A 12860-nucleotide genomic window follows, 5' to 3' on the forward strand; every position below is an offset into this window, starting at 1 on the left:
GACACGGAAGGGATGATGGCAGAGCAACAGTGGCAGCGCTGGCTGGCGCCGGTGCAGGAGATCGCCGAGCAGGCCGGTGAGCGCATCATGGCGGTGTACCGCACCGCCGACTTCGAGGTGGAGGCCAAGGCGGACGACAGCCCGTTGACCCGGGCCGACCAGGCGGCCCACGACGCCATCCGGGCCGGGTTGGGCGGCCTGACCCCCGATCTGCCGCAGCTCTCGGAGGAGGGCGAGGACATCGAGCCGGCCGAGCGCGCGGCGTGGGGGCAGTACTGGCTGATCGACCCGCTGGACGGCACCCGGGAGTTCATCAAGCGCAACGGTGAGTTCACCGTGAACATCGCGCTGGTCGATGGCGGTCGCCCGGTGCTCGGCGTGGTGCACGCCCCGGATCTGGGGGTGACGTGGGCGGCTGCGGCAGGCGCCGGTGCCTGGCGCGAGGCCGGCGGAGAGCGGCGCGGCATCCGCACCCGGGCGGCCGAGCCGCCGCTGACCGCCGTGGTCAGCCGCTCCCACCGCGAGGCGGCGGTGTCCGATATCCTCGCCCGGCTGGGCGATTACCGCGAACTCTCGGTGGGCAGCTCGCTGAAGATCTGCCGCATTGCCGAGGGCGAGGCCGACCTGTACCCGCGCTTCGGGCCCACCTGCGAGTGGGATACCGGTGCGGCGCAGTGCGTGCTGGAGGCCGCCGGCGGTCGCCTGATGGACGTCGGCGGGGACCCGCTGCGTTACAACACCGGGGCGTCGCTGCTCAATCCCGATTTCATCGCCGTGGGCGACCCGGCCTACGACTGGGCGCGCATTACCGACGGCCTGCCCTGGGAGGCGCGACGCTAGGCCGCCAGCGGGGTACTTGTGATTGTGGAGTCTCACCCGCATCATTAGAGGATCATAGCCTGTCCCGTAGCGGAGGTAACCGGAATTGGCCGAGTCCATGGCCCCCCTGGAAGAGGTGGAAGCGCAGCTGACCCGTATCAGCCACTGCGTCGCCGAGGCGGTGGCGGCGGTCTGCAGCGACCCGGGCGCCTCGCCGGTGCTGCGGGCGGTGTTCGAGGAGCTGCTGCGCAAGAGTGAGGCGACACTCAACTGCGTCGAGTGTCAGCGCTTGTGCTGTTTCCGCGCCCGGGTGATCGAACTCGAGCAGGCGGCGGATTCGGCACGCGCCGCAGCCATCGCCGACGAAGGCGCCGGCGAGCAGACCCAGGAGCGGATCCTCGCCGCCCACGACGCCCTGCGCGACCTCAAACAGGTGGCAGAGCGTGGTCTGCGCTGCTGCGAAGCGCTCGGCGCCTGCCAGCGCAGTTGACACGCTGGCCGAGGGCCGCTATTTTCCGTCCTACTACAACCGCGCGTCGCGCACCGGCTCTTTTGGCAGCGCAGCGCCCAATCCCGCATTCGGCCCCCTTGTCGGGATCCTCGGTTCCAATCAGCGAGCGGTTTCCAATTTTCCGAGCCCCGCGCAGCGGCTCCGCCCATATCGACGCAATCGAACCTGGAGGTCTTCTACCGTGAGCGACGCAATCGTGCACGCCACCGACCAGAATTTCGAGCAGGAAGTGCTTCAAGCCAGCGTGCCGGTGCTGGTGGATTACTGGGCCGAGTGGTGTGGCCCGTGCAAAATGATCGGCCCCATTCTCGAAGAGATCGCTGCCGATTACGGCGACCGCCTCAAGGTGGTCAAGCTGAACATCGACGAGAACCCGGAAACGCCGCCGAAGTACGGCATCCGCGGGATCCCCACGCTGATGCTGTTCAAGGGCGGGAACGTCGAGGCCACCAAGGTCGGCGCGCTGTCCAAGTCCCAGCTGACCGCGTTCATCGACAGCAACCTGTAGCGAAACCGCCGCGGCGCCGCCCCCGGATGCAGTCCCGCGCTACCGCGCCCCTGCGGACCTCCGGCGGGACGGCGCCCCCGTGACCCTCCCCACGCCGAAGCGAACCATGAATCTCACCGAGCTCAAGAGAAAGCCAGCCACCGAACTCCTGGAGATCGCCCAGTCCATGGGCATTGAGGGCACTGCCCGCTCCCGGAAGCAGGACATCATCTTTGCCATCCTCAAGGCCCATGCCAAGAACGGCGACTCCATCTACGGCGACGGCGTCCTCGAGATCCTCCAGGACGGCTTCGGCTTCCTGCGCTCCGCCGATGCCTCGTACATGGCCGGGCCCGACGATATCTACGTCTCGCCCAGCCAGATCCGGCGCTTTGCGCTGCGTACCGGGGACACCATCACCGGCAAGATCCGCCCGCCCAAGGATGGCGAGCGCTACTTCGCGCTGCTCAAGGTTGACCAGATCAATTTCGAGCCGCCGGAGGCGGCCAAGAACAAGGTCCTCTTCGAGAACCTGACGCCGCTCTTTACCCGCGACCGCATGCGCATGGAGCGGGGCAACGGCTCCACCGAGGACCTCACCGCCCGCGTCATCGATCTGGTCGCCCCCATCGGCAAGGGCCAGCGTGGCCTGATCGTCTCGCCGCCGAAGGCCGGCAAGACGATGATGCTCCAGAACGTCGCCCAGAGCATCACCTACAACTACCCCGAGTGCTACCTCATCGTCCTGCTCATCGACGAGCGGCCCGAGGAGGTCACCGAGTTCGCCCGCTCGGTGCTCAGCGCCGAGACCGTCTCCTCCACCTTCGACGAGCCGGCCTCGCGCCACGTCCAGGTCGCCGAGATGGTCATCGAGAAGGCCAAGCGCCTGGTCGAGCATAAGAAGGACGTGGTCATCCTGCTCGACTCCGTCACCCGCCTGGCGCGCGCCTATAATACGGTAGTGCCGTCCTCCGGCAAGGTGCTCACCGGCGGTGTCGACGCCAACGCCCTGCACCGGCCCAAGCGTTTCTTCGGCGCGGCGCGCAATGTCGAGGAGGGCGGCAGCCTGACCATCCTCGCCACCGCGCTGGTGGAGACCGGCTCGCGCATGGACGAGGTGATCTACGAGGAGTTCAAGGGCACCGGCAACATGGAGCTGCACATGGACCGGAAGATCGCCGAGAAGCGCATCTACCCGGCCATCCACCTCAACCGCTCCGGGACCCGCCGCGAGGAACTGCTGATGACGCCGGAGGAGCTGCAGAAGACCTGGATCCTGCGCAAGCTCTTGAACAACATGGACGAAGTCGCCGCCATCGAGTTCCTCCTCGACAAGCTCAAGGACACCAAGACCAACACCGAGTTCTTCGAGGCCATGAAGCGCACATGACCCTGCCGCGCCGCCGCGTCCGTGCCCCGCTGATCGCCGCCGTGGTGATGGCGGTGGCCGGCCCGGCGTCGGCGCACGGCTACCAGGGTGAGCGCGGATACGACGTGGATCTGCGCATCAGCGGTGCCCACGCCCAGACCGACCTCGACTACGGTGATCGCATCGTCGAGCACCGCACCAGCCGCGTCGGCTTCCAGCTCTTCGAGGTCGGCAACCCGCAGATCCAGCCCGGCCTGTTCGGCGGCTGGATGCGCTCCCGGGTGGACGACCCCGGCCCCGCCCCCGGCAGCCAGGTGGCCGATTCCACCCGCCTCAGCGGCTACTACATCGGCGCCGGCGTGCGCTCGCACCTGTTCCACCGCGAGCCGGTGAGCCTGCTCGGCGAGGTCCGCTACACCTGGCACGACGTCGACGGCAGCAGCAACGGCCGCGAGGTCGAGCGCGAGTGGACCGAGCTGCAGGCGCGGCTCGGGCCGGTGGTGCGCGTCGGCCCGGTGCGCTGGAGCGTGGGCGGCTACCTCAGTGCCATCGATGGCGATCAGTACGTGAATGGTGTACGCGACGGCTTCGAGCAGGAGCGGCTCACCGGCGCCTACACCCAGCTCGATCTGATGGTCGATCGCACCGGCTACGTCGGCCTGCACGCGGACACCGGCGGCAGCGCCGGCGTGCACATGGTCTTCGGCCGCATCTTCTAGCCTGGATACCCGGCGCGCAGCAGGGGTGATTGGGCTATAGTAGGGACTGGTGGAGACCATCCACGAAGCGGCTTTCACCCCGGAGGATCCATGCCCCTGAACCGTTTCCCCGCCCTGCTGGCGGCCAGCGCCTTGGCCGCGACCCTGATCGGTTGCGGCACCACCCCCGACGAGCCGCCCGAGACCGAGCCCGAGGCCGAGGAGCGCCTGGGGCTGCCCGGCTGGTACGTGCAGCGCGAGACGCCGGAGGAGTCCATGGTGGTCTACGGCTTCGGCGTCTCCCAGGCCGAGCCGGACTATCCGGATCAGATGCGCCGCCAGGCGCGCACCAACGCCGCCGCCGAGATCGCCGAGCAGCTGACCCAGACCATCCAGGCGCTCAACAGCGAATACTTCGACCGTCAGGACCTGGGCCGTGACGAGGAGGGCGCGCGCACCCGGCAGCAGCTGCAGCAGAGCACCGAGCAGTGGATCGACCAGACCCTGGTCGGCGTGCAGGTCAAACGCACCGACGTCACCGAGGACGGCCGCTGGGTGGTGATGTCGCAGTACGATCTGGAGCAGGACTTCGACGCCTACTTCCGCGCCATCGGCGCCGAGGACGACGATGGGCTGCGTTCGGATCTGCGCGGCGCCGCCGAGAACCACCTGGACCGGCTGCGCGAGCGGGTCAACCAGTAGGGGGCACCATGCGCCGTGGCCGGACGTTGTTGATCCCGCTGCTCGGCGCGCTGCTGCTCGGCGGCTGTGCCGAGCGGGTTGAGCGCAGCGCCAGCGAGCGGGCCGCCGAGCGCGCCCTGGAGGAGGCCGAGACCCGCGAGGAGCGGGAGCAGGCCGAGCAGGATCTGGAACGGGCCCGGGACGAGCATCGCGACCGCATGCAGCAGCGGTGACGGGGGCTCCCGTGCCGGGCCGCCTGCCACGTTTCGCCGCCGTCCTGCTGCTGGTTGGCGGGATGGTGCTCGGCGGCGGGTGTGCCTGGCTCGGCGATCGCCACCCCGATGCTGCGGAGTTGCGCGAGCAGGGGCGGGCGGCGGCGGAGCCGGGTTACACCTACGGGCACGGCACCGGCGAGACCCCCGAGGAGGCACGCCAGTCGGCCCTCTACGAGATCGCCGGCGAGGTGGTCACCGCCGTGCGCGGCGAGCAGCGCGAGGTCTTCCGCAGCCTGCAACGCCGGGGTGAGGTCGCCGGGGACGAGGTGGAGCGGGACACCGAGCTGGAACTTACCGCCACCGTGGCCTCGGTGAGCCACGTCGCCCTGGAGGGTGCAAGCGTAGTGGCCGAGCAGCGGGTGGCCGAAGGGTGGTACGTTCGGGTTCGCCTGCCCGATGCGCGCATGGATCGGCTGCGCGCCCAGGCCCGGCGCAACGCCCCGGCCATGGCGCAGTTCGAGCTCACCGAGGCGGTGCCCGAGGACCGCCCCGGGCAGCGCTTCGCCCGCGCGGCGCGGGGCCACCAGACGGTGGTGCGCACCGGCGTGGGCGATGAGCGACTCTACAGCCCCCGCCTGGGCGAGACCACCTTCGCCGCCTACTTCGAGGAGACCGCCCGGGAGGCCGCCGCGCAACTGCAGGTGATCCCGGTGGTGACCGACGGCGAGGTCCGCTTCGTGGCCGTGGACCGCCACTCCCTGCGCCCACAGCCCAACCTCAAGCTGCGCATCGGCGGCATGACCCTGCTCACCGACGACTACGGCCGGACAGCGGCGCGCAGTCTGCGCGGTCTCGGTGGCGAGATCCGCGTCCAGGTCCTCGGTGCCCCGGATCAGCCCGCCGGACTGCCCGCCCAATTCTGTTGCCTGGTGGCGTTGCAGCCGGAGGCGTGGGCGGACGCCGAGCAAGCCACCCTCTACCTGCACACCCAGCCCGCCGGGGCGGTGGTGCGCATCGACGGGCGCGACTACGTCACCCCGGCGCGGGTGCCGGTGCGTCCAGGGCAGCGCTACCGCATCCGGGTGCTGGACACCGCCGAGTACCGCGGCGAGACGGCCACGGTGGAAGTCGGAGAGCGGAGTCCGGCGGCCTACTTCTCGGCCCGCCTGACCGAGCGCCAGTACGGCCACCTGGACCTGCGTGCCGCCGGCCGGCACAGCGTCATCCGCCTGGACAGCCACGACCACCAGGAGCCCGGTGCCATCCGCCGCCCCGCCGAGGCGGGGGCGTACACGGTGCGCGTCACCCGGGATGACCCCGACTACCAGGACGTCGTCGATGAGCTGGTGCTGCGCCCGGACCAGCGCATCGAGCGCCGTTACAAGGAGCCGCGCTACCGCCACCCCTACCACTACGGCTGGCGCTGGGGCGTGAGCGTGGGCAGCCTTGGCGGCGAGCCCTACGACAGCTACCGCCTGCCGGGCAGCGACGGCGGGGTCGATTACAGCGACCGCCCGGAGGGCTTCGATGGGCTTACCCGGGTGGAGCGCGACGGCGAACTCAACGTCCACTTCGGCGTTCAGGGGCAGTACTTCGCCGATCGCCTGCCGGTTACCGCCAGCGGCAGTCTCGGCCTGCGCAGTGTGAGCTACCGGGTCGAGGACGTTGCAGGTCAGCGTGCTGATGTCGATCTGGACACCGTGCAGCTGACCATCGGCGCCGGGTTGTGGCGGCCCCTGGGCGAGACGGGCGTGGGCTGGCTCACCGCCAACCAGGCGTGGGAGCGCAGCCGTTGGGACGATGACGAGAGCGCGGTCCCCATGCCCGGCGGGCGCAGCTCCAATCGCTACCCCTTCCTCGAGCTGGGCGGGCAGTGGGGCCCGTGGCTGGTCAGCGCGCGCATCGCCGCCGGCGGCGAGGGCCTGCGGCCGCTGCTGCTCGTCGGTCTCGGCGGCACGGCCATGGAGCGCGGCTACCGCCTGCCCGCTGAGGTCGAGGCCCGCCCCGGCACCCACTTCGACTAGCCCAATCCGGGCACAAAAAAAAGGGCGCCCGAGGGCGCCCTGGAGTCAGACAAGGCCCCGGTTGTACCCGGGGCTTCTTGTTGTGCGGGTGAGGACCGCTTTAGAAGTTGTGGCTCAGGCCAACGCTGGTCGCGAAGGTATCGGCGTCGTTGCCAACGTCGTCCACTCCCTGCGGCAGACCGCCATGACCGTAACCGTAGGTGTTGTTGTCAGTGTTCTCATCATTCCCGGTGAATGCTGCCACGCCATATACCTCGGTCCGGTCGCTCAGGCTGTGGTAGTAGCCGGCCCCGAAGGTGGTGGAGTCGGAGTCGTCGGCATCACCCATAAAGTGGACGAGCTGCGCCTTGACGGTGCCGTTGTAGGTCACCGGCAGTGCGCCACCCAGGGCGATGAACTGGTCATCAACCTCTTCATCGCTCTCCTCATGATCACGGACGCCATACAGTACGCCAACGTCAAAGGCGTCCATGGCATAAGAGCCCCCGAGGGTGTAGACGTTGAAGCCCTCGTCGTCGTCGCCCCAATCATCGTCAGCGGCGATGTGTACCAAGGTAGCCGCCACGGTCAGCGGGCCCTCCGCGTACGTGCCTCGCAGGATGAAATCGTGATCGTCCGCCTCGTCAGACTCGGAAGAGGACCCCGAAGGCGCAAGGGTGGCGACTGCGCCGAACGGCCCCAAGGCACCATCTGCGGTCTCGTACTGCAGGGCAGTGTCGAAGCGCCCACCAATGCTCAAGTTCGTGATGGAGCCGACATCGCCTACGGTGTCCATGAGGTAATTGGACTCGTAGACGTACTGGTTGGCGGCGGGCAGCCGGCCGGCTCGGACCGTGCCGAAGTCCCCCTCCACCCCGATGTAGCTGTCACGGACCTGGTCCCAGAAATCTTGATTGCCGTCGTCGCTGCCGGCGATGCTGCTGCTCGAGCCCCCGGCCCAGCCGAGGCCGAGTTCCAGCTGGTAGATCGCGCTGATGTTGCCCTCCAGCGATTCCGAGCCACGGATGCCAAAGCGGGAGGCGTTCGAGGAGATGCCGATGCCGGAGTCCTCCGCGCCGGTGTCGGTGTCAATGGCGTTCAGCGACAGATGAACGCGACCGTAGACCTCCGGGCCGTCGCTGTGGGCATCGGCCAGCACGGCGGCGGGTGCGGTCATGGCGGTGGCCGTCGCCAGCGTGATGAGCTTCTTCTTCATAGGGGTGCTCCTCGTCTTATTTTGTGCTTCTGCTTTTTCGTTTTGTCAGCCGGGGCCGCCATCCCACGAGTCCGGCCCGCACCTTGGCTATCGGCCGGTGCCGGTGGTGCTTGAGTGCCCCCGCATCACGGGCTCCGTTGAGCCTCGTCAAGCGGCTCAGCGGATACCTGACCTTTTACACGATGGTTCAGCAAGGGTGCAAGGCATTCAATGGGTTTCGCCGATCTCTTGCAGTGGTGCCTGAGATCGTGCACTCCGGTTGGGCGGCGCAAGTCACTGTCCATGCTCTCCCTGGCCCCGGGCGGCGCGGTCCGTGGCCTGATAGAAGACGCCGCGCTCCTGCTCCACTGCGATGATTTGCCCCGCGGCCTCGAGGGCGCGCAACCGCTCGGCGGCCCGTGCGGGGGCGATGCCGAGCAGGCGCGCCAGGTCGTCGGCGGTGCAGGGGCGGCGGGCGATGGTAGCGAGCACGGCGTCGTCGCCATCGCTGCGGTAGCCCGCCTCGTTGCCGGGGGCCGGGGCGGCGCCGACTACGTGGACGTTCCCCAGCCCCCATTCGGCGGCGATTCGCTCCAACTGCTCGCGCGGGGCGGGCTGTAGGTCGGTCTCGGTGCCGGGGCGGTCGAGGGTATTGAGCTGGATGCGGTCGGCGCGGATGCGCACCAGGGCCTCGCGCAGGGCGGCCAGGTCCTCGGGGTGGTCGTTGTAACCGGGGAGGATCACCACCTCCAGCCAGATGGCCCCGCTGAAGCGGTCGCGGAAGGCCACCAGGCCGTCGAGCAGTGGCTGCAGGCGCACCCGCGGCGAGGGGCGGTCCATGCGCCGGAAGGTTCGCTCGGTGGCGGCATCCAGCGACGGCATGACGACATCGGCGGCGGCCAGCTCGGCGCGCACCTGCGGGTCGTCGATCAGGCTGGCGTTGGTGATCACCGCCGTGCGCGCCTGCGGCGCGCGCTCGCGGATGAAGGCCAGCACGTCGCCCAGGTGGCTGTTGAGGGTGGGCTCACCGGCGCCGGAGAAGGTGAAGAAATCCGGCGGGCGGTGGTGGGCCAGGTAGTGCTCGAGCTCGGCGGTCACCGCCGCCAGCGGCACGTAGGCGTCGCGGGCGACGGTCAGCCGGGTGGTGCGGCCGCACTCGCAGTAGACGCAGTTGAAGCTGCACACCTTGTGCGGGACCAGATCCACGCCCAGGGACATGCCCAGGCGGCGGGAGGGGACGGGGCCGAACAGGTACTGGTACACGGCGCCTCCGGGGGTTAGCCGTCGCGGCGGGTCAGGGTGCGGAAGGTCAGGCGGTAGCCGTCTTCCTCGGCCTCGTCCCGGGCGGTCTCCCGCCAGTCGTCGCCCAGCGCCGGGAAGGTGGTGTCGCCGGGCGGGGCGTCATCCACCTCGGTCAGCTCCACCCGGCGGGCCCGGGGCAGGAAGAGCCGGTAGACCGCGCCGCCGCCGAGGATCATCACCTGCTCGCCGCCGGCCGCCGCCTGGGCGCGGGCCAGGGCGGTCTCGGCGTCGGCGGCCACCTCCACGCCATCGGCGGCGAAAGCCGGGTCGCGGCTGAGGATGATGTTGGTCCGCTGCGGCAGCGGGCGGCCGATGGCGGCGAAGGTGCGCCGGCCCATGATCACCGGGTGGCCGCGGGTGATCGCCTTGAAGTGCTGTAGGTCGCAGCGAAAGTGCCACGGCTGGTCGCCGTCGGCGCCGATGACGCCGTTGCGGCCGACGATGGCGACAAGGACGATTTCCATGAATCCGTTCCCCGGTGGAAGAGGGTTAATGGTCGTGCAGGCCGAGTGCTCGCCCGAACACGTGCAGGTCGTTGCGGAAGGCGGTTAGTGCGTCGAGTGCGTCGCCTCCGGCCCGGCGCGTTTTCCGCCAGTCGAGTTCAGCGCCGTAGCCCTGGCGGGAGCGATGTCTGAAACCGCGTAGATCGTGGAGCCGCTCGGCGGTCTCCGATGAGAGCAATGGCGGCCGTTGGCTGTCGGCGCCTTCGTGGGCAAGGCGGTCAATCAGGCGCCGGTGCCAGTCGCGGCCGGCGGGCGCTTCTCCATCGCAGTGCTCGGCAACGATGTTCAGGACTCGTTCCATCCCGGTGTAGAGGGACTCAACGGCATCGGAGAGCGCCTTCTTATCCCGCCATTCAACATAAGAGTCCGACGGCGGGTCTTCGGGCATTTCCTGGAGCAAGCGTTGCGTGAACCCTTCCTCGCGCTCGAGACGTTCAAGTTCAATCTCGATATCACGCCAGATTGCTTCGGTCACGGGCGGCCTCAAGGAATCGTCGGCGGAGTTCGGGATGACTGACCTCATCGAGATAGACGACATCAAACGGGATGCCGGCCATCGTCTCCTCGATGACGCGCTCCAGCCGATACCGCAGCTCCTCATCGGGCAATCGGATGATCAGGAAGTCGACATCCGAGCGCTCGTGGAATGTGCCCCGTGCCAGCGATCCCGTCACGCGGGCTTCCACTCCAAGCTTCTGAAGGCGTCCCAATGCCTCATGAGCAAGAGGGAGTACGCGATCCCGCGCAGCCTGCGCTCGCTGAGTGCGCAGTCGCTGGTAGTTGGAATTGTGCTGCGGCTTCGCGGGTGTCTCGGCCATGCTGGCATCCTGAGGTCGCCGTGGGTCGCGCTTAAAACTGCGTCATATCACGCCTCATGATGGCATATCGGAGTTATTGGCTGCAGATTCACACCGCCACCGGGGCGGTCAGTTTGGGGTGAGGGTCGTAGCCCGTCAGCTGCAGGTGCTCGAAGCGCACCGCAAAGAGGTCGGTGACCGCCGGGTCGATGTGCAGGGTGGGCAGTGGCCGCGGCTCGCGGCCGAGCTGCTCGCGAGCCTGTTCCAGGTGGTTGAGGTAGAGGTGGCAGTCGCCGCCGGTCCAGATGAACTCGCCCACGTCCAGGCCCACGTGGCGGGCCACCAGGTGGGTGAGCAGGCTGTACGAGGCGATGTTGAACGGCACGCCCAGGAAGAGATCGGCGCTGCGCTGGTAGAGCTGGCAGGAGAGCCGCCCGTCGGCCACGTAGAATTGGAAGAGCAGGTGGCAGGGCGGCAGGTTCATGCGCTCAAGCTCGCCCACGTTCCAGGCGCTGACCAGGTGCCGGCGCGAGTCGGGGCGCTCGCGCAGCTGCTCGAGAACCTGGCGGAGCTGATCGATCTCGCCGCCGTCCGCCGCGCGCCAGCTGCGCCACTGGGCGCCGTAGACCGGTCCCAGCTCGCCGTCCGGGTCGGCCCACGGCGACCAGATCCGCACTCCGCGCTCCTCCAGCTCGCGGGCGTTGGTGCTGCCGCGGATGAACCACAGCAGCTCTTCGGCCACGCCGCGCCAGAACACGCGCTTGGTGGTCACCAGCGGGAAGCCGGCCTGCAGGTCGAAGCGCATCTGGTGGCCGAAGATCGACAGCGTGCCGGTGCCGGTCCGGTCGGCCTTGCGGTGGCCGTGCTCCATGACGTGGCGGACGAGATCGAGATAGGCGCGCATCAGCCCGAAGCACTCCTCAGGTTTGGCGGATCACGGAATGTCCCGGACCAGGACCTTCGAGCCCCGGGTCCGGTCGTAGAGCGCCCGCCGCGTGGCCGGTAGGGCCTCCGGGGCGGCGGGCTCGAAGCCGCGCTCGCGGAACCAGTGCTCGGCCCGGGTGGTGAGCACGAACAGCCGGTGCAGCCCGTGGCCGCGGGCCTGCTGCTCCAGGCGGCGGACCAGGGCGTCGGCGCGCCCGGCGCCGCGGTAGTCCGGGTCCACGGCCAGGCAGGCGATCTCGCCGGCATCCTCGGCCGGCCACGGCAGCAGGGCGCCCGTGGCGACTACGGCGCCGTCGCGCTCGGCCACGGTGAAGGCGCTGATCTGCTCTTCGAGCAGCTCCTGGGGGCGGTAGACCAGCGCGCCGCTCTCCTCCAGCGGGCGGATGAGGCCGAGGATGCCGGGGATGTCGTCGAGCCCGGCGGTGCGCAGGGACTCGAAGGGCTCCGGGGCGATCAGCGTGCCCACGCCGTCCCGGGTGAAGAGCTCCAGCAGTAGAGCACCGTCCTGGGTGCGGTCGAGCAGGTGGACCCGGCCGACGCCGCCCAGGCAGGCCTGGTGCGCGCTGTGCAGCAGGCGCCGGGCGTCGTCGGCGAGCCCGCCGGCGTCCAGGCGGGCCCGCGCCTCGCGCGGGGTCAGTTCGCGCACCGGGGCGCCGTCGGCATCGCGCAGCGGCGCGTGGCGGGTCAGGTGAATGAGCTTGTCCGCCGCCAGCGCCTCGCCCACGGCCCGGGCCACGGACTCGGCCGAGAGGTTGAACGCCTCGCCGGTGGGCGAGTAGCCCAGGGGCGAGACGAGGGCGACGTCGCCGTCGTCCAGGCGTCGGCGCAGCGCCTCGGCGTCCACCCGGCGTACCTCGCCGGTGTAGAGGTGATCGATGCCGTCGCGCACCCCCACCGGGCGGGCGGTGATGACGTTACCCGAGGCCACGCGCAGGCGCAGACCGGCCATGGGTGAGGTGGCCACGCCCGTGGAAAGGCGCGCCTCGAGCCGGGTGCGTACCTCGCCGATGGCATCGCGCACGCACTCCAGGGCGTCGCCGTCGGTGATGCGTAGGCCGGTGCTGCCCTGGGCGTAGCGCGGTTCCAGGCCGCGGCGGCGCAGGCGCTGCTCCACCTGGGGGCGGGCGCCGGGGACCAGCACCAGGCGCACGCCCAAGCTGGCCAGCACCGCCAGGTCGTGGACCAGGCCGTCGATGCGTGGGGCCTCGACGGCGGCCCCGGGGAAGGCGACGACGAAGGTCCGCCCGCGGTGGGCGTTGATGTACGGTGCGGCGTGGCGGAACCACTCCACGAACTGCTGCGGATCGAGGTCGGCGAGACGCATGGGGGCTCCGC

15 protein-coding genes are annotated in these 12860 nt (G+C 69.6%); 8 read left to right on the forward strand and 7 right to left on the reverse strand.

What is annotated here, in order from left to right; all coding sequences use genetic code 11:
- Nucleotides 1-15: 15 nt before the first annotated feature.
- The 8 genes from cysQ (at nucleotide 16) to LRG07_RS07965 (ending at nucleotide 6804) form a co-directional block, all read left to right on the forward strand.
- Nucleotides 16-840, forward strand: coding sequence for a 3'(2'),5'-bisphosphate nucleotidase CysQ (gene cysQ, locus LRG07_RS07930; protein WP_201172328.1), 825 nt, complete (start codon nucleotides 16-18; stop codon nucleotides 838-840).
- An 85-nt stretch (nucleotides 841-925) separates the two neighbouring features.
- Nucleotides 926-1309: a hypothetical protein gene (locus tag LRG07_RS07935; protein WP_201241672.1), complete on the forward strand. Its 384-nt coding sequence runs from the start codon at nucleotides 926-928 to the stop codon at nucleotides 1307-1309.
- A 202-nt stretch (nucleotides 1310-1511) separates the two neighbouring features.
- On the forward strand, nucleotides 1512-1838 hold the full coding sequence (gene trxA, locus LRG07_RS07940; protein WP_011814842.1) for a thioredoxin TrxA: 327 nt from the start codon (nucleotides 1512-1514) through the stop codon (nucleotides 1836-1838).
- 106 nt (nucleotides 1839-1944) lie between these two features.
- Nucleotides 1945-3207 (forward strand): transcription termination factor Rho, encoded by a 1263-nt coding sequence (gene rho / locus LRG07_RS07945; RefSeq protein WP_201172324.1) that lies wholly within the window; start codon nucleotides 1945-1947, stop codon nucleotides 3205-3207.
- The gene (locus LRG07_RS07950) at nucleotides 3204-3905 is read left to right on the forward strand and encodes a hypothetical protein (RefSeq protein WP_238642108.1); all 702 of its coding nucleotides are present in this window, start codon (nucleotides 3204-3206) and stop codon (nucleotides 3903-3905) included. The genes rho and LRG07_RS07950 overlap by 4 nt, the downstream gene beginning before the upstream one ends.
- A gap of 90 nt (nucleotides 3906-3995) precedes the next feature.
- Nucleotides 3996-4586 carry an LPP20 family lipoprotein gene (locus LRG07_RS07955; RefSeq protein ID WP_201172310.1) on the forward strand — a complete coding sequence of 197 codons (591 nt, stop codon included), beginning with the start codon at nucleotides 3996-3998 and terminating at the stop codon, nucleotides 4584-4586.
- A gap of 8 nt (nucleotides 4587-4594) precedes the next feature.
- Nucleotides 4595-4798 carry a hypothetical protein gene (locus tag LRG07_RS07960; RefSeq protein WP_201172308.1) on the forward strand — a complete coding sequence of 68 codons (204 nt, stop codon included), beginning with the start codon at nucleotides 4595-4597 and terminating at the stop codon, nucleotides 4796-4798.
- Nucleotides 4795-6804, forward strand: a complete 2010-nt coding sequence (locus LRG07_RS07965; protein ID WP_238642109.1) for a hypothetical protein — start codon at nucleotides 4795-4797, stop codon at nucleotides 6802-6804. The genes LRG07_RS07960 and LRG07_RS07965 overlap by 4 nt, the downstream gene beginning before the upstream one ends.
- A gap of 100 nt (nucleotides 6805-6904) precedes the next feature.
- Here LRG07_RS07965 and LRG07_RS07970 read toward each other — a convergent pair whose 3' ends face one another.
- The 7 genes from LRG07_RS07970 to argA form a co-directional block, all read right to left on the reverse strand.
- Nucleotides 6905-7999 (reverse strand): porin, encoded by a 1095-nt coding sequence (locus LRG07_RS07970; protein WP_238642110.1) that lies wholly within the window; start codon nucleotides 7997-7999, stop codon nucleotides 6905-6907.
- 273 nt (nucleotides 8000-8272) lie between these two features.
- On the reverse strand, nucleotides 8273-9241 hold the full coding sequence (locus tag LRG07_RS07975; protein WP_238642111.1) for a radical SAM protein: 969 nt from the start codon (nucleotides 9239-9241) through the stop codon (nucleotides 8273-8275).
- A gap of 14 nt (nucleotides 9242-9255) precedes the next feature.
- Entirely contained in the window at nucleotides 9256-9744 is a 489-nt protein-coding gene (locus LRG07_RS07980; RefSeq protein WP_238642112.1) for a dihydrofolate reductase, read from the reverse strand.
- A gap of 25 nt (nucleotides 9745-9769) precedes the next feature.
- Entirely contained in the window at nucleotides 9770-10258 is a 489-nt protein-coding gene (locus tag LRG07_RS07985; RefSeq protein WP_201172287.1) for a hypothetical protein, read from the reverse strand.
- Nucleotides 10236-10601 (reverse strand): nucleotidyltransferase domain-containing protein, encoded by a 366-nt coding sequence (locus LRG07_RS13915; protein ID WP_255773179.1) that lies wholly within the window; start codon nucleotides 10599-10601, stop codon nucleotides 10236-10238. Before LRG07_RS13915 ends, LRG07_RS07985 begins: the two co-directional genes overlap by 23 nt.
- A gap of 88 nt (nucleotides 10602-10689) precedes the next feature.
- Nucleotides 10690-11484 (reverse strand): thymidylate synthase, encoded by a 795-nt coding sequence (locus tag LRG07_RS07995; protein ID WP_201241443.1) that lies wholly within the window; start codon nucleotides 11482-11484, stop codon nucleotides 10690-10692.
- 30 nt (nucleotides 11485-11514) lie between these two features.
- A complete protein-coding gene (gene argA, locus LRG07_RS08000; RefSeq protein WP_238642113.1) occupies nucleotides 11515-12849 on the reverse strand; it encodes an amino-acid N-acetyltransferase in 1335 nt (444 codons plus the stop codon).
- Nucleotides 12850-12860 lie beyond the last annotated feature (11 nt).

Origin of the sequence: Halorhodospira sp. 9622, assembly GCF_022228025.1 — a bacterium.
Taxonomy (GTDB): Bacteria; Pseudomonadota; Gammaproteobacteria; order Nitrococcales; family Halorhodospiraceae; genus Halorhodospira; species Halorhodospira halophila_A.